At 61.5% G+C, this 24,044-nt stretch carries 24 protein-coding genes; 12 read left to right on the top strand and 12 right to left on the bottom strand.

The annotated features are described in order from the left end of the window. Positions 1-25: 25 nt before the first annotated feature. The 6 genes from V1286_RS24215 to V1286_RS24190 form a co-directional block, all read right to left on the bottom strand. Positions 26-862 carry an ABC transporter substrate-binding protein gene (locus V1286_RS24215; protein ID WP_334483563.1) on the bottom strand — a complete coding sequence of 279 codons (837 nt, stop codon included), beginning with the start codon at positions 860-862 and terminating at the stop codon, positions 26-28. Between the two features lie 72 nt (positions 863-934). Next, positions 935-1,435 (bottom strand): MaoC family dehydratase, encoded by a 501-nt coding sequence (locus V1286_RS24210; RefSeq protein ID WP_334483561.1) that lies wholly within the window; start codon positions 1,433-1,435, stop codon positions 935-937. 10 nt (positions 1,436-1,445) lie between these two features. Continuing rightward, positions 1,446-3,029, bottom strand: coding sequence for an acyl CoA:acetate/3-ketoacid CoA transferase (locus V1286_RS24205; protein WP_334483558.1), 1,584 nt, complete (start codon positions 3,027-3,029; stop codon positions 1,446-1,448). A gap of 16 nt (positions 3,030-3,045) precedes the next feature. Then, on the bottom strand, positions 3,046-4,188 hold the full coding sequence (locus V1286_RS24200) for an acyl-CoA dehydrogenase family protein (RefSeq protein ID WP_334483555.1): 1,143 nt from the start codon (positions 4,186-4,188) through the stop codon (positions 3,046-3,048). Between the two features lie 15 nt (positions 4,189-4,203). Further along, complete coding sequence (locus V1286_RS24195; RefSeq protein ID WP_334483553.1) at positions 4,204-4,572, bottom strand: tautomerase family protein; 369 nt, start codon at positions 4,570-4,572, stop codon at positions 4,204-4,206. A 3-nt stretch (positions 4,573-4,575) separates the two neighbouring features. Continuing rightward, the gene (locus V1286_RS24190) at positions 4,576-5,634 is read right to left on the bottom strand and encodes a LacI family DNA-binding transcriptional regulator (RefSeq protein WP_334483551.1); all 1,059 of its coding nucleotides are present in this window, start codon (positions 5,632-5,634) and stop codon (positions 4,576-4,578) included. Between the two features lie 183 nt (positions 5,635-5,817). On the opposite strand from V1286_RS24190, the gene V1286_RS24185 reads away from it, so the two are divergent. The 5 genes from V1286_RS24185 to V1286_RS24165 all read left to right on the top strand — a co-directional run bounded on the left by V1286_RS24185 (position 5,818) and on the right by V1286_RS24165 (position 9,552). Next, on the top strand, positions 5,818-6,735 hold the full coding sequence (locus V1286_RS24185; protein ID WP_334483548.1) for a dihydrodipicolinate synthase family protein: 918 nt from the start codon (positions 5,818-5,820) through the stop codon (positions 6,733-6,735). Between the two features lie 76 nt (positions 6,736-6,811). Next, positions 6,812-7,753, top strand: a complete 942-nt coding sequence (locus V1286_RS24180; RefSeq protein ID WP_334483545.1) for a dihydrodipicolinate synthase family protein — start codon at positions 6,812-6,814, stop codon at positions 7,751-7,753. 72 nt (positions 7,754-7,825) lie between these two features. Next, positions 7,826-7,957, top strand: coding sequence for a hypothetical protein (locus V1286_RS24175; protein ID WP_334483542.1), 132 nt, complete (start codon positions 7,826-7,828; stop codon positions 7,955-7,957). Next, positions 7,954-8,685 (top strand): amino acid ABC transporter permease, encoded by a 732-nt coding sequence (locus V1286_RS24170; protein WP_334483539.1) that lies wholly within the window; start codon positions 7,954-7,956, stop codon positions 8,683-8,685. The genes V1286_RS24175 and V1286_RS24170 overlap by 4 nt, the downstream gene beginning before the upstream one ends. A gap of 87 nt (positions 8,686-8,772) precedes the next feature. Then, positions 8,773-9,552: an amino acid ABC transporter ATP-binding protein gene (locus V1286_RS24165; RefSeq protein ID WP_334483536.1), complete on the top strand. Its 780-nt coding sequence runs from the start codon at positions 8,773-8,775 to the stop codon at positions 9,550-9,552. 250 nt (positions 9,553-9,802) lie between these two features. Here V1286_RS24165 and V1286_RS24160 read toward each other — a convergent pair whose 3' ends face one another. From V1286_RS24160 to V1286_RS24150, 3 genes are read right to left on the bottom strand one after another with little or no spacing between them, the layout of a single operon-like run. Next, a complete protein-coding gene (locus V1286_RS24160; RefSeq protein WP_334483533.1) occupies positions 9,803-11,098 on the bottom strand; it encodes an LLM class flavin-dependent oxidoreductase in 1,296 nt (431 codons plus the stop codon). Between the two features lie 4 nt (positions 11,099-11,102). Then, positions 11,103-11,864: an ABC transporter permease gene (locus V1286_RS24155; RefSeq protein ID WP_334483530.1), complete on the bottom strand. Its 762-nt coding sequence runs from the start codon at positions 11,862-11,864 to the stop codon at positions 11,103-11,105. Further along, a complete protein-coding gene (locus V1286_RS24150; RefSeq protein ID WP_334483527.1) occupies positions 11,861-12,115 on the bottom strand; it encodes a hypothetical protein in 255 nt (84 codons plus the stop codon). Before V1286_RS24150 ends, V1286_RS24155 begins: the two co-directional genes overlap by 4 nt. Positions 12,116-12,295: 180 nt before the next feature. On the opposite strand from V1286_RS24150, the gene V1286_RS24145 reads away from it, so the two are divergent. The 4 genes from V1286_RS24145 (at position 12,296) to V1286_RS24130 (ending at position 17,657) form a co-directional block, all read left to right on the top strand. Further along, positions 12,296-13,477: a hypothetical protein gene (locus V1286_RS24145; RefSeq protein ID WP_334483524.1), complete on the top strand. Its 1,182-nt coding sequence runs from the start codon at positions 12,296-12,298 to the stop codon at positions 13,475-13,477. Between the two features lie 302 nt (positions 13,478-13,779). Beyond that, entirely contained in the window at positions 13,780-14,301 is a 522-nt protein-coding gene (locus V1286_RS24140) for a hypothetical protein (RefSeq protein WP_334483521.1), read from the top strand. A gap of 114 nt (positions 14,302-14,415) precedes the next feature. Further along, positions 14,416-16,152 (top strand): type I secretion system permease/ATPase, encoded by a 1,737-nt coding sequence (locus V1286_RS24135; RefSeq protein WP_334483519.1) that lies wholly within the window; start codon positions 14,416-14,418, stop codon positions 16,150-16,152. Positions 16,153-16,325: 173 nt separating this feature from the next. Next, a complete protein-coding gene (locus V1286_RS24130; RefSeq protein ID WP_417021278.1) occupies positions 16,326-17,657 on the top strand; it encodes an HlyD family type I secretion periplasmic adaptor subunit in 1,332 nt (443 codons plus the stop codon). A gap of 32 nt (positions 17,658-17,689) precedes the next feature. On the opposite strand, the gene V1286_RS24125 is transcribed toward V1286_RS24130, so the two are convergent. From V1286_RS24125 to V1286_RS24115, 3 genes are all read right to left on the bottom strand, one after another. Next, on the bottom strand, positions 17,690-18,463 hold the full coding sequence (locus tag V1286_RS24125) for a response regulator transcription factor (RefSeq protein ID WP_334483515.1): 774 nt from the start codon (positions 18,461-18,463) through the stop codon (positions 17,690-17,692). 200 nt (positions 18,464-18,663) lie between these two features. Continuing rightward, positions 18,664-19,272 carry a hypothetical protein gene (locus tag V1286_RS24120; RefSeq protein ID WP_334483512.1) on the bottom strand — a complete coding sequence of 203 codons (609 nt, stop codon included), beginning with the start codon at positions 19,270-19,272 and terminating at the stop codon, positions 18,664-18,666. Between the two features lie 1,407 nt (positions 19,273-20,679). Then, the gene (locus V1286_RS24115; protein ID WP_334483509.1) at positions 20,680-21,285 is read right to left on the bottom strand and encodes an SCO family protein; all 606 of its coding nucleotides are present in this window, start codon (positions 21,283-21,285) and stop codon (positions 20,680-20,682) included. Positions 21,286-21,501: 216 nt separating this feature from the next. Between V1286_RS24115 and V1286_RS24110 the strand changes: the two genes are divergently transcribed. From V1286_RS24110 to V1286_RS24100, 3 genes are all read left to right on the top strand, one after another. Then, positions 21,502-22,257, top strand: a complete 756-nt coding sequence (locus V1286_RS24110) for a carboxypeptidase regulatory-like domain-containing protein (protein WP_417021177.1) — start codon at positions 21,502-21,504, stop codon at positions 22,255-22,257. A 128-nt stretch (positions 22,258-22,385) separates the two neighbouring features. Further along, the gene (locus V1286_RS24105; protein WP_334483506.1) at positions 22,386-23,516 is read left to right on the top strand and encodes a metallophosphoesterase family protein; all 1,131 of its coding nucleotides are present in this window, start codon (positions 22,386-22,388) and stop codon (positions 23,514-23,516) included. 11 nt (positions 23,517-23,527) lie between these two features. Continuing rightward, complete coding sequence (locus V1286_RS24100; protein WP_334483503.1) at positions 23,528-23,983, top strand: c-type cytochrome; 456 nt, start codon at positions 23,528-23,530, stop codon at positions 23,981-23,983. The last annotated feature ends 61 nt before the right edge of the window (positions 23,984-24,044 follow it).

Below are 24,044 nucleotides of genomic sequence, written 5' to 3'. Positions count from 1 at the left end.
TAGCGAATGGCCGCGGCGCTTGCCGTCAGTTGGTTGGACCGTCGCCGCGAATGACGAAAGTGGTGGCTTTCAGCTTGGTCATGCCGAACTTGTCGAACAGTTTGTCATAGGTACCGTCGGTGCGGATGGCCGTCAGAGCATCCGCCGTCGCCTGCGCCAGCAGCTTGTCGCGGAAGGCGAAGGTAATGTCGGTGCCGGCAATGTCCCTGACCCAGATCTTGGCGATGCCACGCTGTTCGAGCGAGTTGGCGGTCTCGTTGATGTTGAGCGCCGCTTCGAGCTGTCCGGCGCGCAAGGCCGCCGAGGTCGCGGTAACGGTCGTGAACGTGCGCAACTCGACTTCCTTGAGTCCTTTCGCCACCATCGCGGCGCTGAATTCGCGCGCCTTGCGCTCGGTATAGGTTGCCGACTCAACGCCGACGACACGGCCGGCGAGATCTTCGAACTTCTCCAGCTTCAGGGAGGAAGCGGGATCGGTGTAGATGCTGATCGCCTGCTGCGCGTAGGGCACGAGGTACAGCATCTTCGAGCGCTCCTCGGTCCAGAACAGGCCGGTATTGATGGTGTCGAAGCGGCCGGAGCGCAGACCCGGGATCATCGGCGGGAAGTCCATCCGCAGGAACACCGGCTCGATGCAGATCCGTTTGGCGATTTCGCGGGCCAATTCGACATTGAGCCCCTGCAGTTCGCCCTTGTCGTCGATGAATTGCTGCGGCGGCAGGGTCGGGTTGATCGACATCTGCCATTTGCCGGCTTCGATCAGGCTGGATGCCGGCACTTTCGGCGTGCAGCTCTGCGCGTGAGCTGTTGGGACGAGGCCGATCAGGACGGCCAGGGCGGAGAAGATATTGAGAAGTCGCATGACGTAAACCCCTGTGTAAAAGTGAATGGGTAAGGCGGCGTTCCCGGGTCTGGTCGTCTTTTCGTTGTCTCGTTATGTCGCGTCCGGCATACTGGATGCGCGATCCGGCTGGCGGGTCAGGATCAGCGAAGTATGGCGGGCTTCCGTCACTACCTCGTCGCGCTGGTTGATCAGGTCGAGTGCTTCGATGACGACGCCGCGTGCGGGGTTGCGGGTCGGCCGCTTCTCGACGAAGCGAAAGCGCACGCGGAGCCGGTCGCCAGCGACGACCGGCGCCTTGAAGCGCACTCCGTCCCAGCCGAGCGAGGCGACTGAAGTCTCTTCATAGAGCTTCAATTCCGACTTCAGCCCTTCCATCAGTGACAGGCCATACAGCCCGTGCGCGATCACTGCCGGGAAGCCGCGGGATTTTGCGTAAGTAGCATCGACATGCAGCGGATGATGATCGCGCGTGACGTCGGCGAAGGCCTCGATATCGGCCGGTGTTACGGTATGCGTCGCGCTTTCGAACTGCGTGCCGGGTTCGATGTCCTCGTAGCGGAGATTGATCGACGCGGTGGCCGTGGTTTCCATTGGCGTGTCCTCAGGCGACCTTGCGCGGGCGAGCCGGCAGCTCAACGAAGCTCTGTCCGATTCCCATCGGCCCGGGCCGGAAGATGCGCGGGTCCATATCCCGGAGGTCGGGGCTGATGCGCGGCCGGAAACCCATATGCGCCAGCACGTCCTGCTCCAGGCGTACGCCCGGGGCGATCTCGGTCAGCGTGATGCCGCCATTCTCCAGTTGGAACACGGCGCGTTCGGTGACGTAGGACACTTCCTGACCGCGCTGCGCGGCCAGCGCTGCGCTGAAGCTGATCTGGCCGACCTGCGGCACGAATTTACGGAAGGCGCCGTCGCGGCGGATCGCCAGCCGGCCGTTCTCAACGGCGATGTCGAACTTGCCGCCGGTCATGGTGCCGCTGAAGATCAGCCGTTTGGCGTTCTGGGTGATGTCGATGAAGCCGCCCGAGCCGTCGCGACGGTCGCCGAAACGGGTGACATTGACATTGCCGGTTTCGTCCACTTCCGCGAAGGAGAGGAAGGCGCAAGAGAGGCCGCCGCCGTCGTAGAAATCGAACTGGTAGGCTTGATCGAGGATGGCGCGGGGATTGATGGCGGTGCCGAACTCGCGCGCATGGCCCGGCACGCCGCCGACCACGCCGGATTCAACCGTCAGCGTGATCAGATCCGCGATGCCTTCCTCAGCTGCGACGTTGGGGATCATCGCGGAGATGCCGACGCCGAGATTGACCACGTCGCGCGGGCGCAGCTCGAAAGTAGCGCGGCGGGCGATCACTCGCCGTTCGGTGAGCGGGTCGGGCGTGATCATTGCGACCGGTACGCGGGTCTCGCCGCAGCGGGCGGCATCGTGGACCGTGCCGTAGGTCTGCATCTGGTCGGGTTCGAGCACCACATGGTCGATCAGAAAGCCGGGGATCTTGACCATCTGCGGATGGATCGAGCCGCGCTTGACGATCCGTTTCACCTGGCAAACCACCGTGCCGCCGGCATTGTGCACGGCCTGCGCGATCGAGAGATCCTCGCGTGTCGTGCCTTCGTGCTCCATGCTGATATAGCCGTCTTCGTCGGCCGAGGTGCCGCGGATGATGGCGATGTTTGGAGGCGAGGGCGCGCGGTAGAGCAGCCATGGCTGGCCCTGCAGCTCGACGAGGTCGACCAGTGGCGGGGTGGTGCGCGCGTTCATGCGCCCGCCGTCCTGGCGCGGATCCATATAGGTGTTGAGGCCGACATGGGTCAGCACGCCGGGATGCTTCGCGGCCATGGCGCGGCAGAGCTGGCTCATCACGCCTTGAGGGAAATTATAGGCGTCGATCAGTTCGTCGCGCACCAGGCGCATGAACGGCACCTGCAGCCCGAAATTGCCGCCGACCACCCGCGCGATCAGGCCCTCATGGGCAAGATGGCATAGACCCTTCTCGGTCACCGCGCCGACGCCTGTGATGTTGATCAGCGTTAACCCGTGCGGCCCACCGCCGCCGAGGAAACGCTGCTCCAGCGCATCGAGAATGGCTTCCGCCACGCCGGTGCCGCCATTGCCGCCGACGATCAGCGTATCGGCATCGCGAACCAAGTTCGCGGCCTGCGTCGCGGTGATGACACTCAGCATGGTTGCACGCTCCAATTCATGCGGCCTCCTTCTCGACCTGGCGGGCGATGATGAGGCGCTGGATCTGGTTGGTGCCCTCATAAATCTGCGCGAGGCGCACGTCGCGGAACAGCCGCTCGATGCGGTAGTCGCGTGAATAGCCGTTGCCGCCATGGATCTGCAGCGCGTTGGAGACGTGCTTCATCGCCATGTCGGTGGTGAACAGCTTTGCCTGTGCGGCTTCCTTGGCGATCGGCTCGCGGGCGTCGTGCAGGCGCGCGGCGTGGTGGATCAGAAGACGGGCGGCGGCGATGTCGGTGGCCATGTCGGCCAGCATGAACTGAACCGCTTGAAAACCGATGATCGGCTGGCCGAACTGCTTGCGGTCCTTTGCGTAGGCGGTGGCATCCTCGAAAGCGGCCTGTGCCATGCCGAGCGCCATCGACGCCATCATCAGGCGGCTGAAATTGAAGTTGCTCATGGCCATCTTGAAGGCCTGGTTCTCGGGTCCCATCACGCTGTCGGCCGGCAGACGCACGCCGGAGAAGGTGATCTGGCAATCCTCCAGGCCGTGCATGCCCAGAAGCTCCTCGTTCTTGCCGCGCGCGATGCCCGGCAACGTGCCATCGACGAGCAGGCAGGAGATGGCGCGGTGTCCACCCTCCGCGCCGGTGCGGGCGAACACCATGATGCGGTCGGCGACGCCGCCGAGCGTCACCCAGGCCTTGGTGCCATCGAGCAGCCAACCGTTGCCGTCGCGCACCGCGGTCGTTCTGATGCCGGCGACATCAGAGCCGTGGTCGGGTTCGGAGACGGCGGTGGCGGGGATAATTTCGCCACTCAGGATCTGCGGGATCAGCGTCTTGTGCGTCTCGGTGCCGTGCTGGTCGAAAAACAGCACCGCCTCGACGGGAATGGCGAAAGCGTTGGCCACCGCGCCCGAACAACGCGCCAGCTCTTCCATGGCGATGCAGGCCGCGACCGCGTCGAGCCCTGCGCCGCCCGCGCCTTCGCGCAAGCAGATGCCGAACAGGCCGAGGTCGGCCATACCCTTGTAAAGCGAACGGTCGAAGCGGTCGTCGCGATCGATCGCGGCCGCGCGCGGCAGGATCTCGGCTTGCGCGAAGCGCCGCGCGGTGTCTCGCAGCGCCTTCTGGTCCTCGGTGTAGAAACGGTCCATGGCGTGACGCTTCCCTCAGTCGCTGGCGAGCTTGGAATCGTGGGCGACCTCGTCCTTCTCCCGGTCGAGGAAGTACGTGGCGACATCAGTACCCGGCACGCCATAGGCGCTGCAGACGCTGCGCGTCAGCGCGGCCGCGGCGGCGCGGCGCTCGGCCGCGCTGCGGCGGAACGCGTGCACCTTGAGCAGGATACGCTGGCCGGTGCCTTGCGGTCCCATCTCGCCGGCATGGGCGTAGTCGCAGGGAGCGATTGGCAGGAAGTAGAGTGTGATCGTCTGCGCATCGACGCCGAAGGCCGACATCAGACCGTCGGTGATGGACTTTGCCAACGAGGCCTTGCTTTGCGGTGGGGCAGGCGGCGCAAGAATTTCGACATAGGGCATCGGTCAGGCCTTCGATCTGGACAATTTGGTTGCGGAAGATCCGCGCGCGGCCGGATCGAACGGGCGGCAGGAATCGCGGATCACCAGCCGGGCGCCGACGCGATATTCGCGTACGCTATCGGCGCCATTCCCCTTGGCGTCCATACGGTGCAGCAGCCGGTCGACCGCGAGATTGGCAAGGTCGCGCGCGCCGTTATCGACGATGCTGATGGCCGGGCGATGCCATTCGAACCAGGGCGAATGCTCGTAACAGAGTAACGACAGATCATCGGGAATCGACAGGCCACGCTCCGCCGTCACGCGCAGGACGCCGAGCGTCGCTTCGTGGTTGGCGACGAAGATCGCACTGGGGGGTTCGGTGAGATCCAGCAGCTTGCGACAGGAGGCGGCGCCGGTTTCCGGCTCGAAATGGCCAGCATGGATCAACGTATCGTCCACGGGTATCGACGCCTCGCGCAATGCGCGGACATATCCCGACAGTCGTTCGCGTCCCGAAGTCGTATCTGGACGGCCGACAATAAGGCCGATCCGCCGGTGCCCGAGCCCGGTCAGGTACCGCGTGCCCACAAAGGCGCCTTCCGAATCGTCGGCGAGCACGGTCTCGAGGTCTGTCCCGTCGTCGCGGCGCACCAGGCAGACGATCGGGATTTCATTTGCCAGAGCGGTGAGGCGGGCGCCGTTCTTGCCCGTGGGCACAACGATCAGTCCATCGACACGATGGTCGGCAAGTGTCGTCAGCGTGTCGCTTTCGAGCTGCGGATCATCGCCGGCGATGCACAGCAGCATCTGGTAGCCGAGCGCCTTCAGCCGCGCCTGCACCACCTCGGCCATCACCTGGAACGACGCGTTGGCGAGGTTGTGGACCAACAGCCCCACCAGCCGCGACTGTCCGGTCTTGAGTCCGCGCGCGATCGGGTTGGGACGGTAACCGAGCTCGCGCGCAATGCGCGTCAAGCGCTGCTGGGTGCGCTCGCTCGTCAATCCGCTGCCGCCCAGCGCGCGCGAGGCTGTGCTGATCGAAACGCGGGCCGCCAGTGCCACATCTTTGAGCGTGACGCTCATCAATCTCGCCGCTAAAATGGAAACGATTGCAAAACATTATTGGCGGAAATTTACGTGTGCAAGCCTAAATTAGAGATGGGTTCTGCCCAAATCAGCGTCAGTTCTGCAATCGATTGCAGCGCACATGGAGGTGTGCGGCAGAGGCCGCTGCCCGAGTTCACCTGAGCAACTGGAAGTTCTTCGATGAAGACATTTCGCGGTACCTACACGGTCATGATCACGCCGTTCACGCCGGCCGGTGAGGTTGATGCCGAGGCGTTGCGGGGGTTTGTCGATTGGCAGATCGGGCAGGGCATCCACGGGCTGATTCCGCTCGGCTCGACCGGCGAGTTCCTCTCGCTCGACGATGACGAGAAGGTTCTGGTGGCCGAGACGGTCATCACCCAGGCGGCGGGGCGCGTGCCTGTGCTGATCGGGACCGGCGCGGAGGATACGCGGGAAGTGGTGCGCCTCAGCCGCCGTGCCGAAAAATTGGGCGCCGACGGCGTGATGATTATCCCGCCGTTCTATTCGACGCCGACCGACGACGAGGTCGTCCAGCACTACAAGACAGTGGCCGATGCGATCTCACTGCCCATCATGGTCTACAACAATCCCGCGACCGCCAATGTCGATCTCAAGCCGGCATTGGTGGCGCGACTCGCCGAGATCGACAACTGTCTTTACATCAAGGAGTCGACGCTCGAGGTGACGCGCGTGCGCGACATCATCCGGCTGTGCGGTGATCGGATGACCGTGTTCGGCGGCATCCTCGGTTTCGAATCTTTCGTGGAGGGTGCGCAGGGCTGGGTGGCGGTTGCCTCCAACGTCGTACCCCAGCCCATGGCGCGCATCTTCAGCCTCGTCGCGGATGAAGGCGGGATCAATGCGGCGCGCAAGCTCTATCTCGACTATTTGCCGGTGATCGAATTCGTCGGTGGCCAGGCTTACGTTGCCGGCACCAAGGCGTTGCTCGGTCACATGGGCTTTTCCGCGGGCGTGCCGCGTCCGCCCCGTCTGCCCTTGCCGGGCCCGCAGGATGCAGCCGCGCGCGCACTGGTGGCGAAGTTCGGTCTGGTGTGGCCGGGCGTGACCGCGGCATCAAGGCAGAACGCCGGATGAGGAAAGGGCGCAGCATGATCGCATCCGTTCTTCGTGGTCGTACAGTTCGGCGGCGCAAACCGTCATGAGCGATCTGATGAAAAAACTCGATCTGCGCGGCGTCACCGTCGCCACCGTGCTGCCGTTCAAGGACGACCTGTCGATTGACTGGGACGGCTATGCCCGGCTGCTGGATTATTGTGCCTGTCCCGACGGCATCGCGGCTGTCTTCGTCAACGGGCATGCGGGCGAGGGCGCCTCGCTGTCGGACGAAGAGCGTCAGGCGGTCATCGCGCGGACCCGGGCCCATATCGCCGGCAAGCCGCTGCTTGCCGGCATCATCGCGCACTCGACCGCAGAGGCCATCCGGCAGGCCCGGCTCGCCGAGGCTGCCGGTGCGGCTTGCGCGGTCCTGTTTCCGCCTGCTGCCATTGGTGGCGGTGCATCGGCCACACCGCGCGCGCCGGTCGCCTTCGTGCGGGCGGTTAGCGAGGCAATCGCAATCCCGGTGTCTATCTTCCAGTATCCGGTGGCGTCCGGCTTCGGCTATTCGACGCAGACGCTCGCAGAAATAGCGACTATCGACCGCGTCATCGCCGTCAAGGAGGGTAGCGACACGATGCTCGCCTATGACGAGAACCGACGGGCCGTGAAAGAAGCCGATCCGGAGGTCGCGGTCTTGCCGTCGAATTACAACTGGTTTTTGCCGCAGCTCGCTGTCGGTGGCGACGGTATCCTGTCCGGGCTCGTCAGCCTGGCTCCGCATCTGTTTATCGAACTCTGGCAGGCGTCGGTCGCTGACGACCTCAAGGCGATGCGCGTCGTGAACGAGCGGCTCCACCCGATCGTCCGGGCGATTTACGGCCCGGCGCCGATCGTCGACATGCATACGCGCATGAAGGTGGGCCTCAAGGCATTGGGGCTGATCCGCAATGCGGATCCGCGGCCGCCGTTGTTGCCGGTTCTGCCTGATCTTTGCGACGCCATCGCAACGACGCTCGGTGCGGCGCGCTGCGCCGGCGACATTCACCTGACTTGAGGGCTCCGTCATGTCCGACGAGGCCTTCATTCCTATCGTTCGGCAGGTCGGACCGACGGAATTGATAGCGACATGCTTGGGTTCGAGGAGCGCTCGAAGCTGATGTACATGGTGGCTCGTGCTGTGCAGGCGATCTCGGTTTTCGTCGCTCCCGACGGCGGCATGAAAATTGCTGCCGAATACCACACGGAGATGAGCCGATGACCCATTTCAATCTGGCGGCCAGCGTCGACTACTTTTTCAATTTCTTCCTGATGAAGGGGGTACTCGTCACCATCGGCTTGACGGTTGCCGGAGTCGTTGGTGGGCTTATTCTGGGGATGGGCATTGCGCTGATGCGCATGTCATCCAATCCTGTGCTCAGCGGCTTCGCCCGGTTCTACATCTGGTTCTTTCGCGGCACGCCGCTCCTGATCCAGCTCGTGGTGATCTACAGCGGCCTGCCGCAGCTGGGCATCAAGTTTGACGTGATCACCTGCGCCCTGATCGGATTGATCCTCAATGAGGCTGCGTATCTTGCTGAAATCGTTCGCAGCGGTTTCATGGCCGTATCTGCCGGGCAACGGGAGGCCGCCTGGGCGCTAAGTCTGTCGAGATGGGTGACGTTCCGGCGCATCACGCTTCCGCAAGCCTTTCGCCTGATGATCCCACCGCTCGGCAACTCCATCAATTCGCTCCTGAAGGCGACGTCGCTCGCCTCCGTCATCTCGGTCGAGGAAATCATGCGCCGGAGCGACATGCTGATGCAGGAGCATTTTCAGATCCTCGAAGTCTATGCGGCCGCCACCGCCTATTACCTGATCCTCACCTCGGTCTGGGATGTGGTCCAGCGCCGCCTTGAAAAACACTTTGGCCGGTCGAGCGCGACAAGATCGCGAAGAACCACCGCAACGGCGTCGTCGCCGCAAGCCGGCCTCGAGGCCAGGGCATGAAAGTGCCGAGGGAAGATTTTGTTGCGAGGAACGAAGCTGCGACCGCGAGGCGCAGCTCCGGTGCGCGCGCCACCAAGGAACGGATCGATGGCAGCCGATATTGAAGGTGGACAGGGCCAGCCGCGCATGCGCGAGGTCGCCGCGGTTCAAATGGAGGCGGTCTACAAATATTACGGCGATTTTACCGCCTTGAACGAGATCGATCTCAAGGTGGCCAGGGGTGAGAAGATCGTCATCTGCGGTCCGTCCGGTTCGGGGAAGTCGACCCTGATCCGCTGCATCAATCATATCGAAAAGCACGACCAGGGGCTGATCTACATCAACGGCACCGAGCTGGATGATCAGCGGAAGAACATCGATGCCATCCGGCGGGACACCGGTATGGTTTTCCAGAGCTTCAACCTGTTTCCGCACATGACGACCCTGGAGAACTGTATCCTGGCGCCGATGACGGTGAACGGAATGGCGAAGGAGGAGGCGAGGGATCTCGCCATGCACTTCCTGACCAAGGTCCGGATCCCGGAGCAGGCCGAAAAGTTTCCGGGGCAGTTGTCAGGCGGACAGCAGCAGCGCGTCGCCATTGCGCGCGCGCTCTGCATGCAGCCGAAGATCATGCTGTTCGACGAGCCGACGTCGGCGCTCGATCCGGAAATGGTCAAGGAAGTGCTTGAGACGATGAAGAAGCTGGCGGAAGAGGGCATGACCATGCTCTGCGTCACCCACGAGATGGGCTTCGCCCGCGAGGTCGCGGACCGGATCGTGTTCATGAATGAGGGAAAAATAGTCGAGCAAGCAGCTCCGAAGGACTTCTTCAATCATCCGGCGTCCGAGCGGGCAAGGACATTCCTCGACCAGATCCTTCATTAGTTCGTGGCTCTCGCTCACGAACCGGAAAGACTGACCGGCGCCGCATGAATCCGTGGTTGCACCAATTCTACGTCAGCGCGACGATTGTACACTGGCACGATCCTGCAACGCAGGCGGCCGCACTCTACTTCAACCAGTCGGCGGATCGGTTCGGCGCAGCATAGTCGCACCAAATCCAATTGAGGGATGTGTGCAGTGATAATTCAGATATGACGATTTCGTGCAGGTTGAGGTGATCGTCCGGTACCAGCTAGAAGGTGTTCTCCGGCCGCCGCAGGCCGAGATGATCGCGCAGCGTCGTCCCCTCATAGTCGGCGCGGAACAGGCCGCGCTCCTGCAGGATCGGTACCACGAGCTGCACGAAATCCTCAAAACCTTCATGGAAATATGGCGGCATCACGTTGAAGCCGTCGGCGGCATATTCATCGAACCAGTGCTGCAGGGTGTCGGCGATGCTGATCGCCGAGCCGCACAGCACCCAATGGCCGCGCGCGGCGGCGGTGAGATTATAGAGGTCGCGCAACGTCATGTTCTCGCGGCGCGCCTTGGCGAGCATGACACTGGCGAAGCTGTGATAGCTGTCGGACGGCTCGATGTCGGGAACCGGTCCATCCAGATCGTAGGCTGACATGTCGCGGCCGAAGCGATCGGAGAGAATGGCGATTGCGTTGGTGCCGCTGACGAAGCTCTGCAGCACGTTGAGCTTTTCGAAAGCCTCCTTGTCGGTGCGGCCGACGATCGGCATGACGCCCGGCAGCATCGTCACATCCTCTGCGCTGCGGCCGAGGGCCGGCAGGCGGTTTTTCAGCGACGCATAGCCGGCCTTGGCCTCGTCTATGTCCTGCACAACAGAGAATACGATGTCCGCGGTGCGTGCGGCGAGTGCCTGGCCTGCCTCGGAGCCGCCGGCCTGCAGCACCACCGGATGGCCTTGCGGGCTACGGCCGATATTGAGCGGGCCCTTCACCTTGAAGAAGGCGCCGTCATGGTCGATCGAGCGCAACTTCGCCGGATCGATATAGAGCCCGCTCGCGCGGTCGGCAACGATGGCGTCATCAGCCCAGCTGTCCCAGAGGCCCTTCACGACGTCGAGGAATTCGCCGGCCATCTCGTAGCGGCGGGCGTGGTCGGGATGGGTGGTGCCGAAATTGGCTGCGGTCGCGGGATTTGCTGTCGTCACCGCATTCCACGCGGCGCGGCCGTTGCTGATGTGATCGAGCGAGGCGAACACGCGCGCCACCATGAACGGATCACTGTAGGTGGTGGAAACGGTGGCACCTAATCCAATATGGCTGGTCGAGGTGGAAAGCGCAGCCAGCATCGTAAGCGGTTCGAGCCGCAGCGTGTAGGAGGGATGGGCGGTAGCATCCGCGTAGAGGTTGTCGCCCATGAAGATCAGGTCGAATTTGCCGCGCTCGGCGATGCGGCCGATCTCTTGAATCGCGGGAAAGTTCTGGAAGCTGTCCACCGCACCAGGGTAGCGCCAGCCGGCAACATGGCTGCCGGTCCCCAGGATGAACAGCCCAAGATGCATCTGTCGTTTCATCGCATCATTTCCAAAACAGGATTTTGCGTTCGAGAAAGCCGATCAGGCCGAAGAAGCTCAGGCTCGCCGCCGAAGCAACGAAGATCGCCGACCAGACCTGCACGAAGTCGATCTGCAGCACTGCCTGGTAGATCACCCAGCCGAGCCCTCCATAGGCGCCAAGCATTTCGGTGATAATCGCCACGATGAGGCTGCGGACGGTGGAGACGCGCATCCCGGCAAGCAGCAGCGGCAGGGCGGTCGGCAGGCGCAGGCGCCACAGGATGCTCAGCCGCCCCGCACCGAAGCTGCGCATGAGATCGATGGCGCGGCGATCGACGCGGTCGAGCCCGGCGAGCGTCGACAGGAAGACGGTGAAGCTCACCGCCATGGCCACCATCACCATCTTCGACGCAACGCCGATGCCAAACCAGAGCAGGATCAACGGCGAATAGGCGACCACTGGCACCGAGTTGATGGCGGTGGCTGCAGGCAGGATCACGGCGCGGAGCGTCGGGAGCATGGTGATGGCGACCGCAAGGCCAATGCCGATGAGACAGCCGAGCCCGTAGCCCACCAGCGCTTCGAGCACGGTGTAGCCCGCAGCCTCACCCAGTAGCGCGCGCTTGGACCAGGCGCCGGCCAGAATCTCGCTGACGGCGGGAAGAACGTAGGACGGCAGATGCAGTCCGCGCGCGAGCCCTTCCCAGCACACCACCAGTAGAACCGCGCCGAGGATGCCCCGTTGTACGGCAAGCGGAGAAGAGGCGAGGGGCGATCCGCTCATTGCTCCGCGCTCCAGAATACCAGCCACCGTTCGGCCGCGGCGACGAGGGCGTAGAAGCCGGTGCCAAGCAGCGCCGCGGCCAGCAGCGCGCCCCAGATCGCGACCACGTTCTCGGTGAACATGGCCTGCAGCAGCAATACGCCAAGACCCGTGGTGTCGCCGAACCATTCGCCGACGATCGCGCCGACGAGGCTAAGCGACGAAGCAAGCCGCAGCGCCACGAATATCTGCGGCAGCGCGGTGGTCTCCAAGACTCACGGCAAGGCACCACTACCCACGCCCGAATGGGCGTAACCGATATCATGTCAACCATCCGAACGTTTGCGATCCGAATTGACGACTCGGCTTTTGGCTTGCCGCGGTGACATTCTTTCTCGAGTTTGGGAGCGTCCGTCCAGTCGGCGCGAAGCGATTTCGGTAGGGCAGCAGCCATGGGTGTTCGGAGTGTATCGGACGGCGCTCACCTCGGCATCAAGTATCCGCTCGGGTACGATGCATCAGGCTCGTGGTGGCTTTCCGCGGATTCGTGGCCAAACTTCCCGACCCACACGGGAGATAACAGCGCCGGCAATGGCGGCAACGGCTATTTTGCCGGGAGCCTGATCCATAGCAGCTACGCTGGTTTCGAGCCGCTCAACGTGGCGTGGCCGGGCGTCCATGCGACAGCTCTCGCCCATCAGACGAACATCGCCTATTTTGATCAGTCCGCAAGCCAGATCGCGGGAGTTGGCGGTGATGGCGGCAATTGGAACGCCGCATCGGGCGGAAGCGTCGGCGCGCTCGGGCCTGCCGGCCTTGGCGTGATTGCCACCGGCGGCAACAGTGCCGGCAACGGTGGCGATGGTTACTTCTCCGGAGCAATGGTGCATGCTCCTGTCGCGGTCTATAACCCGATCAATATTGCGGTGGCGGGTCCGCATGCGACGGCCGACGCTCATCAGACGAACAACGTGGTGTTCGATCAATCCGCGACCCAGATCGCGGGAGTTGGCGGCGATGGCGGCAACGGAAATGCCGCATCGGGTGGAAATGTCAGTGCGATCGGGTCCACCGGCTCTGACGCGCCCGGTACCGGCGACAACAGCGCCGGCAATGGTGGCGACGGATACGCCTACGGGGGCATCGTTCACGCGACCTTTGCGCTCTACTATCCGATCAACATCGCGGTGGCCGGATACAATTCCACCGCCAACGCCGAACAGACAAACAATGTGGTGTTCGATCAATCCGCTTTTCAGATGGCCGGCGTGGGGGGTGACGGCGGGAACGGTAATCACGCGGTTGGCGGAACTGCAGACATTTTCTCTTCCATCTTCGAGTTAATTGGCTCTGACGTAATTGCGACCGGCAACAACAGCGCCGGCAACGGCGGCAACGGCCATTTCTCGGGAAGCATGGTCGACATCGACGTAGCGATCTACGCCCCGATCAACATTGCGGTCGCCGGCTACAATTCAACAGCCGATGCTCATCAGAGCAACAATGTCGTGTTCGATCAGAGCGCGATCCAGATTTCCGGAATCGGTGGTGACGGCGGCCACGGCAACGCTGCGTTGGGCGGCGATTTCGCCATGCACCTGTTGTCGGACCTTCACTTGCTGGATCATGCCTAGCTAGAGCCTTTTCCGTTTCGATAGAATCGAAACGGAGCTCTCGATTTTTCATTTGACGCAGTTTCTTGACGCGGACCGGTCTCTACCCACGGATCAAGTCCCAGGGCATGCTTCGCTCGAAAACGCTCCAGCGGCATTGAAGCTCGCCGGATCTCGGCGGCGGGACCGTAGCATTTCGGGCGTACACCGTTGCCACAGGGTGGCATCAGCTTTGGCGGCTAGACCGATCCGGTGTCCAAATCCAAGATCGTTGCTGTCCACATTGGGACGCACAGTGTGCAAACCACATCAGGGAGACTCACATGGCAAAGGCATCATTTCCTTCAGACACGATCATGTTCAAGGCATCGACCGGCGGCAACAGCGCAGGTAACGGTGGAGACGGTTACAACGAGGGCAATATCATCAGCAACCCGAGTATCAAGTTCGAGCCGACCAACAAGGCGGAAGGCGCCGACGTCCACGTCAAAAACGGCGATGACGTTTACCAGAAGGCATACTGGGACGCCGGGGGCGCGAATGCGAAGGCGGAGAAGTATTCCAAGGCTGAGGGCGGAAAGGCCGTCTCGAATGGCGACCAGGAATCTGAGAGCGGCCATAACAAATCCGACGTGGATGCCAACACGACGGCCTATCAGGAAAACTGGCTTGCTGCGGATCAGAGTCAGACGGTGATGGCCGGCGTCGGCGGCGACGGCGGAAACAACAATAAGGCGGAAGGCGGAGATGTTTACTTCAAGGCTAGCATCGAATCCGTGAACCTGAACGACGTGCTTAACGATTCCGAGCACTTCCATATCGACGATTCAGGCATGTTCAGCTGATCGATGCCTGTGAGGGGTGAGACCGGCGGTTGAACGCCGCCGGTCTCAATTCGTCGCGAAGTCGACGAATAATGGGGCGGAAGGTTCGGACTTCAGATCTCTGGCGGGACCGCAATGCTGATGCCACCGCTCCGGCTGCAAACGATGTCACCACCACGGACGCCGTTGAAGACGGCCTTGCGGGCCTGCGTAGGGTCGCTTGGACTCGTTTTCGCGTATAGCTGCAGCTATAATCTCCTTCTTCTCGCGCCTTCCATCTATCTGCTTCAGATCTATGATCGCGTTCTGTCGAGCCGCAGCAGCGATACGCTCCTGATGCTGACGCTGATCGTTGCGTTTGCCGTCGTAGTTGGCGGAGTGCTTGACGCACTGCGCCGCGCTGCATTGGGCCGGATGGGCGAGTGGCTTGAGGAAGAACTCCATCCGGTTACGCTCGTCGCATGCTTCAAATACGCCTATGAAGCCGATCGGGCGCGGTCATCGGAAGCATATCGCGATCTTACTAGCCTGCGTCAGTTCGCTCAGTCCGGAGCTAGCTCGACGCTGTTTGACGCGCTCTGGACGCCGCTCTTTCTCGGCGTCCTTTTCCTTGTGCATCCGTTGCTGGGAGTGATAGGCGCGCTCAGCGCGCTTCTCCTGCTGGGTCTCGGGTTTGCCGGAGACAGGCTCACGGAAGGCCCGCTGGCGCGCTCGGCTGCCGCACTGACGAGGAGCCAGGGGTGGTTCGCCATGGCCGTCGGAAATCTCCACGTCATCAGGGCGATGGGAATGCTCGACGGCGCCGCGCGCTTCATCGGCCAGGCTGCACATGATGCAAGGAGCGAGCAAGCGGTGGTGCAACGCCGCCACGAGACCATCATGCTGATCTCCAAACCTGTGCGGGCGCTGGCGCAGGTACTGATTATGGGCACTGCCGCCTGGCTCGTCCTGGAGCAGAGCAGAAGTCCCGCCATCATCTTTGCCACGAGCATGCTGTTCGGACGCGCGCTCGCGCCCATTGAAGGAGCGATTGCAGGATGGAAGGCTTTCGCGATGGCCCTGGCCGCCTACCGCCGGCTCAACGACATCATGTCTGCTGTCACCCCGGTTAAAAACATCAAGGCCTTCCCGGAGCGGCCGAAGGGTAACCTCATCGTTAACAATGTTGGCGCCGCCCTGCCAGGATCGGACCATTTGATGCTGAAAGGCGTGTCGTTTTACCTCGCACCCGGTGAATGTCTTGGCATCATTGGTCCCTCCGGCTCCGGCAAATCCACGCTCGGCAAAATCATTGCCGGAATCTCCGCTCCGACGGTAGGTTCGGTCTCGCTCGATGGCATCGACGTTTTAGCCGTGCGCGATTCGGGCGGCGGCCGGCGCCTCGGATATCTGCCGCAGGATATCGATCTCTTCGGAGAGACGGTAAAGGACATCATTGGCCGGCTGGACGACGCCGATTTGCAGCAGGTCATTGAAGCAGCAAAGCTGGCCGGCCTTCACGAGACGATCATTCGGCTTCCGCAGTCGTACGATACGGTCGTCGTTGGCGGCGGGGTCAATCTCCCGCGTGGGTTTCGCCAGCGCCTCGGCCTTGCACGGGCGTTCTTTGGCGACCCGCACCTTGTGGTCCTCGACGAGCCGAACTCCAGCCTGGACGCTCTCGGCGAGCGCATGCTCTTCGACGCCATTGAGCGGATGAAGGCGGCCAATACAACTGTCATCATCATCACCCACCGGATAGGGATCCTCGGTGCAACGAACAAGCTTGCCATCATGCAAGGCGGTGTGGTCAGCGCATTCGGTGAGAGCAGGGAAATTTTCGAAAGGTGTTTGACACGCCCCCAAGTTGCTTCGCGCGAGCCTGTCTCATGAAAATCTCAGTCGCTCACGTCAACATACGAGAGGCTCCACGATGGTTGAGATCGGCGGCGTCCGCGCTCTGCGACCGGCTTCGCGGTGTCACCTGGATCCGCATCAAACGTTCTCACGGTCTCTTTGCCCAAAGGGGATGGGCTCGCCTGAAAATTGCATTCGCTCAGGTCGAGATTTGGGAGGTCCCACGGTGGTTGAGATCGGCGCCGCCGGCGCTCCGCGACCGACTTCGCGGCGTCACCTGGACCGGAAACTTGCTGGTTTGGGGTTTTGTCGTTGGTCTCGGCACCTGGTCAACCTATGCCCCCCTTGAGAGCGCCGCGATTGCGATCGGCACCGTCGAATCCGAGTCGAGCCGCAAGACGATTCAGCACCTCGAGGGTGGCATCATCAGGGAAATTCTGGTCGCGGACGGCGACGTTGTCCGCGCCGGACAAACGCTGATCTCGCTGGAGGACACCAAGGCGCGCGCCGAAGCGCAGGGCCTCCAAGGCCAGTTGTGGGAGGCGACGGCGCGAGAAGCACGGCTGCAGGCGGAACAGCATGGAGAGGAACAAGTGTTGTTTTCGGCCAGCTTGGAGATGGCGCAGTATGCTAGTTCGTCGGTCGCAGATGTCCTTGCGGGGCAGCAAGCCATCTTCGAAACGCGTCGTCAGGTCTTTCAATCGCAAGCGGCCGTAAATCGGGAGAAAAGGTCGCAGGTGGAGAAAGAGATCGAGGGCCTCAGGGCGCAGGAAAGCGCGGCCTCAAGGCGCATCGAAATCGTCCGCGAGGAGGCGGCGACCGTTGCGATGCTCGTTAACAAGGGACTTGAGCGGCGTCCGCGCCTTCTGAACCTCGAGCGGGAGATGGCTGACATCGAGGGGCGGCGGGGTGAGATTGTCGCGCAGATATCGCGCGCCGGGCAGGTTATCAACGAATCGCAGGCGACTCTTCTCAAGCTCGATAACGACCGTCAGAACGAGATCGCGCAGTCGCTGCGCGAGGTGCAAAACCAGATTTTTCAAATACGCGAGCGACTGCAGGCGGCGGACGACCAACTGTCACGAACGGCGGTCAAGGCGCCCCAGGACGGCGTGGTAACCGACCTGAAGGTCCATACCCCAGGCGGCGTCATTGGCGCCGGCGCACCTCTTATGGATCTGGTTCCCCGGCAGGATCGGCTCATCGTTATTGCGCGCATCAGGCCCGAGGACATCGATGTGGTCCGTCCCGGACTGAGCGCAGATGTGAATCTCCTGCCCTACAATCAGCGCCGCGTGCCACGGCTCCATGGGACTGTGACGCACGTTTCTGCCGACCGTCTGGTCGACAAGCGCACGGATCAGCCCTACTACGCAACGAAGATTCGAGTTCAGGATCCGGCAGGCGCGGGGATCGATGGTGTCCAGATTATTCCGGGAATGCCGGCCCAGGTGTTCATCAAGACGGGTCGCGGCACCGTGGCGCTCTACGCTCTCAGGCCTCTGCTCGACAGCTTCCACGGCGCGTTCCGCGAAGATTAAGCTGCGACCGGAACGGCGAGCGCAGGCAGCCCTCAGGATGACCGCACGCGTGAGGGCTGCGCATGGCCGTTGGCTCGCCGGCTCCAGCGAATGACCGCCTCGGTGCGGTTATGCGCGGAGCATTTTCGCATGATGCGTTGAATGTGCATTTTTACAGTGTTTTCCGAAAGGTTGAGCCTGACGGCAATCAACTTGTTGGGAAGGCCGAGCTGCAGCGCCTCGAGCACATGTTGTTCGCGTGGCGTAAGGTCGACCATCGCCTTCTCCGGCACAATCCTGGTGGCGCCGTTACCCTCGTTAGCTCCGAATAGCTCGGGCGCGTCGGGACATTCCGATATCGCCTTGAGGCTCGACGCTCCATTTTGCCCAACGATCGGTAACGGTCGGTAGACCCCACCGGCAAGGACAAGCCGTAATCCGGCAACAGCGACTTCGACCGGGATCGATGTCGGAAAAAAGCCGCGCACTCCCCGTTGCATCGCAGCTGAAGCCGTCGCATCGTCGTTGCGATTTGACAACACGGCAACAGACGCTTTCGGGCAGGATTCTGCGAGGAGGGCAAGGCTTTCCTCGATCGAAGGGTCGGTGATCTGCTTGTCCCCGATATTCAGCGCAATCAAGCGGATATCTCTGCCGGATAATGAGTTCAGGCCACTCGTCGTCGCCATCTCGACGATCTCGAATCCAGTGAGTTCTCTCTTGAGGATATTGAGGATGCACGTACGCGCCAGGACATGTTGCTCGATGATCACGAGCACCGGCGGTGACCCCTGGGTTAGTTCGGCGAGATTAATAAGATCGTCCATGATATCCTCGAGTTCAGAGAAACGCTGAGTACTCCACCAGTTTTGATTTCCATTTTCCATGGAGCAAGTCTGCCCCACACACTCTGCAGCGAATTGCTGCTGATCGCGACGTGCTTCCGACTTTCAAGTTCGTCAGGAACGTCGTCAGGGACCTTCTGGTCCGTTGCAACAGATCTTGGCAGCGGTTCCGTTGTTCCGGGCTAGCTGCTGCAAATATTGCGATACGCGCTCGCCGCCGCCGAATTCGCGGGACCATCGACGACGTATGCTTCATCTTCCGTCACGAGATATAGAAACGGCCTATCTCCAGTATCTTCGCCCGACGCTTTCTTTCCTTTGACACGGCCGCAAATGGTGTCGACGGATTTTCCGAGCGTATTTTTGCGGATGGCCCGTTTCATCTCACCGAACTCGGCAGATGTCGGGTCCTCCAACTTCGCGGCAATCGTGGTCTTCGCCTTGCTAATTACCGGATCGGACGTCTCAGCGGGCCGACCAGATGCCGGAGCCTCGACTTTCGCTTCGATCATGGAGGACTTCGCCTTTTTCTCAGCGGGTTGGGGCCTGTCGCGGACGTCGGCAATCGACGGCTTTTCCGTCTTCGTCGCGATCGTGGACTTGACTTTTGTTGTCGCGGAATTGGTCCTGGATGACGCTGGCGCCGGTTCAATCGACCGACTGACCGCCATCCCGTTGGGACAGCCGGACCCGCTCGCGTCCATGCACGCGTCCATGCTCGCTTGCGGCGGTAAAAGGCAGCTACAGCCAACCAGGGTCGCAGCCAGAACACCAATGAGAAGCGTTCTCATGCTAATCCCTCATGAGGGGCCTGAGTTCTGCTCGTACTTCTTACGACGATCTAATGTTGCGCTGGTTGTCTATCATTTGCGCAAAAGTATTAACTGCTCCTTAAACGCCGGTCCTTCGCCGCAGCAAGCTCTTGCATCGTTATGCCGGCGCATCACAGTTCACGGCAGGTGAGCACTTTTCGTGGCGGATCGGGCCACGCTGCTCAGCAGGTCGATATCTACTCCACCGTTAGCGATATCATCACGGCCTTGCTGGACATCATTGCGACTGCCACCCCGCGAATGGCGCACGATAGCGTTCGCTCGCGATCACTGAGACATCTGGGAGCGCGTCGCTGGCAAGAACTCTGTGATCGCAGGGGGTGATCGAGTTCGGCTGTTGCTCGCGAGCCGCCATATGTCGCTGTCGGTGAACTGCGGCCCGCCTACCTTTCGCAATTCGCTGCGGCTGCGCTCTATGCTGGCGCGTGGGAACGCGCACCATCGCTCCGACCGAAAACGCAACTGCATTTTGCTGCTAACCGGAAGTCAGCAATCTTCTTGCGTTCATGGTGAGGGGCGGCCGGAATCGGCCTGCTCACTCCATCTGTCGTGACGATGCTTCCAGGATTTTGGCTCGTTCTCTAGGCGCCGGACGCAGACGGATCAAAAATTGAGCTGGATCAATCCGAACCAGCCATGCGCGACTTTGCCCGTCCCGCCGACGCTCACCGGGTAGTCCCAGTTGGCTGAATATTCGACGGCCATCTTCAGCCCGTCCATCACCCACTCGCCTCCGGTAAGGAAAAGCCGGTGTTGCGGGACGAATCCGATCCGGGTTGGTATGCCGTTTCTGGAGGAGGGTGCTTGCGCCGTATCTCAGGTCCAGGCTTGCTTAAGGGAACTTGGTCGCGCTCCAGCGCGGTCACGTTATAAAGGCCGGATTCACCGTAGATTAGGTCCGCCGCGTGGCGAGCCTTCTTGAGTGCACCGATTGAGCGGGGTGTCAGGTTTGTATTTATGAGAGACGTAACTCGGCCGGATCGGAACTTTCAGTGAATGTCGGTATCGGTGGTTGCGCCTCCGGGATTTGAAGTGCATCAGGAGAAGCTCATGATGTCTAGCGGATGAAAGTTCTGACGAGGTAGGTCTTAGCCAGACGCCTCGTAGCGAGTCTTGGGTCTGAACCGGTAACGGCAGGACCAAGCGTAGACAGCAAGCGTGCAGGGTATGTATTGGGCCACGTAATGGGATCGTCGCGGTCGCCGAGGCTGCTTCAAAAGTCGAAGGCAACACCGGGATCTGCGCTAAAGGCGAGCAGGTTCTGGGCCGCCGGGGTCGGAGACCACATCACGCGCGCACAGAACAAATGGATTTCAGGATTTACGGGGGGCTTCATTGCGTTGATCGTCCCCGATGACTTGAATTCTAGCGAGCCTTTGCCATGGCGCCGCGCACCGCCTCGGCAATGCGCTCGCCTGTCGTGTCGGCGTCAAAACCGCGCACAAAATTGCCTTCAGGGTCCATCAGGTAGAGATAGGTGCTGTGGTCCATGACGTAGTCATCGGCGCCTGGCCCGTTCTGACGGGCTGTGTAGTAGACCCCATAATCGTGGGCAACGGCAGCGATCTGTTGCGGCGTGCCGGTGAGTCCGACGATTCTCGAATCAAATGACTGAGTGTAGTTCCCCATTACGGCCGCCGTATCGCGCAGCGGATCGACCGTAATGAACAGCGGTTGTAGCTTGTCGGCGTGGGGGCCGAGCCTTGTGAGCGCGGCGGCAATCTCGAGGAGCGCCGTGGGGCAGGCATCGGGACAAGAGGTGTAGCCGAAGAACACCAGCAGCCATTTGCCACGGTAGGTCTGCTCGGTGACTGACGTGCCGTCAGGTGAGGTGAGTGTGAACGGACCACCGATCGTCACCGGCGAGTTGGCTGCGCGCACGAGCGGTTGGCTCAATACCAACGCGGTCGCGACAGCAATGCCGAAAGGAATTGCCCGTCCGAGTTCCGAAAATGTGGGACGGCGACGCATCAAATGCCTCCCCGCGGCGGCGGTGCTTAGCCGCCACAAACTTCCCTCTTGTTTCAGCGGGTATTTCTTAGACGATTTTTGCCCTCGAGCTTCATAAGCTTTGCTTAAGGTCTCGCAAAGCAGTTCTGATTTTCCTAGTCCCTACAAATGGCGGTTAGCTCTCGACGAATTTTCTTGCGTACATCAAGGATCAAGAGAGAGAGAGAGAGAGCTGTGATGACGGGCTTAGCCATGAAGTGGCTGATCGGGGTGTCGTCGGTGCTCGCGGCGGTGGCAACGCCGCTCCCGGCGCCAGCCTACGAAGCGAGCGCGGTCGCGGGCGGCGGATCGATCACCGGCAAGGTCGTGTTCAACGGAACCCCCGGCACCCGCAAGGTCATTCCGACCAAGGACATCGAGGTGTGCGGCGGTCCCTACGAGGAGACGCTCATTCAAGTCGGGCCGGACAAGAGCGTGCAGAACGCCGTCGTGTATCTGGCCGATATCACGAAAGGAAAGGCCTGGCCGGCGGAAGCCAAGAAGCCGGAGATCAACAACAACAAGTGCAAATTCGAACCCAACATTCAGGTGATACGCGTGGGGGGACTGGACGTCGTCAATAGCGATCCGATGCTCCACAACACGCACGGCTATTACGGCAAGCGCACCGTGTTCAACCTCGCTCTTCCCAACCAGGGTCAGCGAATTCCCGTCGAGTTGCCGCGGCCGGGCGAGGTGCGCATCGATTGTGACGCACATGGCTGGATGGAAGCGTTTATCTATGTCGCCGACAATCCCTACTTTGCCGTCACCGGCGCCGACGGCAAATTCACCATCCCCGACGTTCCGGCCGGAAACTACAAGCTGGTCGCGTACCACCCCTTCACCGGTCCGAACGAGCAGGCGGTGACCGTTGCGGCGGGGAAGCCGAGCGATCTGAATATCGAACTGAAGAAGGGCGCCTCTTCAGTGCAAGGCGGCTCCGGGAAGTAACGACGTCTTCGGCTCGACACGCGACAATCGAGCCAAAGAAAAGAATGTAGCGAGGTCGCGAAGAGCCGGATTCGCATCGCGTTAGAGGAGTGACGTCTTGTTACGACCTATCGCAAGGGAGGAAACTCATGTCCGAGCTTGAGCGCGATCGGCGTGAAATAGCCGCGGTACTCCAACAGCCCGGAGTGCGTCCTGACCCCTCGCTGCGGATTACCCGGCGCACCTTCGTGCACAGATCATGTCTGGTCGGGGCGGCGACAGTAGCCGAGACCTTCGCCTGGTGGCCGCTGCTCAACACTCTCGACGTCGCTTATGCGGCCGAGGCGCCATTCAAGTTTGCCTGGATCTCCGACACCCATCTCTATCCGAAGTCCCTCAATACGCGCTTCGTCGAGAAGACAGTGCGCGCCGCCAAGGAGGTACAGGCCATGAGTCCGCCGGCCGACTTCCTGATTTTCGGCGGCGACCTGGCCCAGCTTGGCAAGGTCGAAGAACTTGAGCTCGGTGTGGAGATCTTGAAAGAAGTCAACATCCGCAAGGTCTACATTCCGGGCGAGCACGATTGGTACCTCGACATGGGTAAGAAGTGGGGCGAACTGTTCGGTCAGCCCAACTGGACATTCGACCATAAGGGCGTGCGCTTTGTCGGGCTCGACACCGTCAGTCGCGGTCCGGACTATTGGACGGCGAAGAAGATGAGTCCCGAGGAGCGGATGGGGCACATGGCCACGCTCGACGGCACCGTCGCTGGGCCGTGGGCGGGCGTCGGCCGCGATCAGCTCGACTGGCTGCAGAAGACGCTTGCCAATTGGGATCGGAACCGGCCGGTCGTCATCTTCAGCCACAATCCGCTGTACGAGTACTATCCGCCATGGAACTTCTGGGTGCGCGACTGGCGCGAGGTAAACGAGGTGCTCAAGCCCTACACCAAAGTCACCAACATTCACGGTCACACGCATCAGGTGCTCTACAACGAGATTGGCACCATGCGCTCGATCGGCATGCTGGCAACCTCATGGCCTTGGCCTTACGCGCCGGAGGGGGTGCCGAAGCTTACAAAGCCGATGATCCGGGTCGACCCCGGTGATCACTTTGACGGGGTCGGTTGGGCCAAGATCGACGTCAGTGCCCAGGACAAAGTCGACGCCGAATACGTAATGTGGCGCAAGCAAGTGTACGCGCAGTCTCCAGATGACTATGCGAAGAGCATTCCCGAGGTTTTGCGACCCCGGATCGCTGATGGTATCTGGCCATATTAGGAGGAATGGGCATGACCGCGTCGATAACATGCCGTTTCATTCTGTTCCGCGCTGCCCCGGCGGTAGCGCTTGCCGTCCTGGTCGGCCCTGCGGGTGCGCACAAGGATCCGGTGACGCCGCAGCTGCTGAACTCCTACCAGCAAGTGTTCATGGAGCAGGTCCGCAAGGGCGACCTGCTGTTCCACGGTGACGCAGCGACCGAGGAGGCGATGGGTGTCGTGTTGTCCAAGACGGGAATGGCCTGCGCTATGTGCCATCCCATGACGGCCGATACCCACCCCGCCACGTTCCCGAAGTACCAAGCGCAGATGGCCAAGTTTGCGACGCTGCGCGACATGATCAATTGGTGCATCGAGAAGCCCAACCAGGGCGAAAAGATCGCCGATGACTCGGACGCGATGAAGGCGCTGGAAGCGTACATCTATTGGTCGCAGAGCGGCTCGGTGTTGAACCCGGGCAAGTTCTGATTTCGATGCTGCGAAGCGGAGGCTTCTAGCGCGGGTCATTGCTGTCGAAGCTGCGTCTATC

The sequence above is a fragment of the Bradyrhizobium algeriense genome (assembly GCF_036924595.1).
Taxonomy (GTDB): Bacteria; Pseudomonadota; Alphaproteobacteria; order Rhizobiales; family Xanthobacteraceae; genus Bradyrhizobium; species Bradyrhizobium algeriense.
Note: the sequence above shows the minus strand (reverse complement) of the source record. Positions and strands in the feature narration are given on the sequence as shown.

Coding starts and splice junctions, on each gene's coding strand:
- V1286_RS24180 (WP_334483545.1), top strand. CDS start 6,812: ATGAAAAAACTCGATCTGCGCGGCGTCACCGTCGCCACCGTGCTGCCG.
- V1286_RS24155 (WP_334483530.1), bottom strand. CDS start 11,864: ATGAGCGGATCGCCCCTCGCCTCTTCTCCGCTTGCCGTACAACGGGGC.
- V1286_RS24200 (WP_334483555.1), bottom strand. CDS start 4,188: ATGGACCGTTTCTACACCGAGGACCAGAAGGCGCTGCGAGACACCGCG.
- V1286_RS24175 (WP_334483542.1), top strand. CDS start 7,826: ATGCTTGGGTTCGAGGAGCGCTCGAAGCTGATGTACATGGTGGCTCGT.
- V1286_RS24170 (WP_334483539.1), top strand. CDS start 7,954: ATGACCCATTTCAATCTGGCGGCCAGCGTCGACTACTTTTTCAATTTC.
- V1286_RS24210 (WP_334483561.1), bottom strand. CDS start 1,435: ATGGAAACCACGGCCACCGCGTCGATCAATCTCCGCTACGAGGACATC.
- V1286_RS24125 (WP_334483515.1), bottom strand. CDS start 18,463: ATGGACGATCTTATTAATCTCGCCGAACTAACCCAGGGGTCACCGCCG.
- V1286_RS24120 (WP_334483512.1), bottom strand. CDS start 19,272: ATGAGAACGCTTCTCATTGGTGTTCTGGCTGCGACCCTGGTTGGCTGT.
- V1286_RS24185 (WP_334483548.1), top strand. CDS start 5,818: ATGAAGACATTTCGCGGTACCTACACGGTCATGATCACGCCGTTCACG.
- V1286_RS24190 (WP_334483551.1), bottom strand. CDS start 5,634: ATGAGCGTCACGCTCAAAGATGTGGCACTGGCGGCCCGCGTTTCGATC.
- V1286_RS24205 (WP_334483558.1), bottom strand. CDS start 3,029: ATGCTGAGTGTCATCACCGCGACGCAGGCCGCGAACTTGGTTCGCGAT.
- V1286_RS24160 (WP_334483533.1), bottom strand. CDS start 11,098: ATGAAACGACAGATGCATCTTGGGCTGTTCATCCTGGGGACCGGCAGC.
- V1286_RS24105 (WP_334483506.1), top strand. CDS start 22,386: ATGTCCGAGCTTGAGCGCGATCGGCGTGAAATAGCCGCGGTACTCCAA.
- V1286_RS24115 (WP_334483509.1), bottom strand. CDS start 21,285: ATGCGTCGCCGTCCCACATTTTCGGAACTCGGACGGGCAATTCCTTTC.
- V1286_RS24215 (WP_334483563.1), bottom strand. CDS start 862: ATGCGACTTCTCAATATCTTCTCCGCCCTGGCCGTCCTGATCGGCCTC.
- V1286_RS24195 (WP_334483553.1), bottom strand. CDS start 4,572: ATGCCCTATGTCGAAATTCTTGCGCCGCCTGCCCCACCGCAAAGCAAG.
- V1286_RS24140 (WP_334483521.1), top strand. CDS start 13,780: ATGGCAAAGGCATCATTTCCTTCAGACACGATCATGTTCAAGGCATCG.
- V1286_RS24110 (WP_417021177.1), top strand. CDS start 21,502: ATGACGGGCTTAGCCATGAAGTGGCTGATCGGGGTGTCGTCGGTGCTC.
- V1286_RS24100 (WP_334483503.1), top strand. CDS start 23,528: ATGACCGCGTCGATAACATGCCGTTTCATTCTGTTCCGCGCTGCCCCG.
- V1286_RS24135 (WP_334483519.1), top strand. CDS start 14,416: ATGCTGATGCCACCGCTCCGGCTGCAAACGATGTCACCACCACGGACG.
- V1286_RS24165 (WP_334483536.1), top strand. CDS start 8,773: ATGGCAGCCGATATTGAAGGTGGACAGGGCCAGCCGCGCATGCGCGAG.
- V1286_RS24145 (WP_334483524.1), top strand. CDS start 12,296: ATGGGTGTTCGGAGTGTATCGGACGGCGCTCACCTCGGCATCAAGTAT.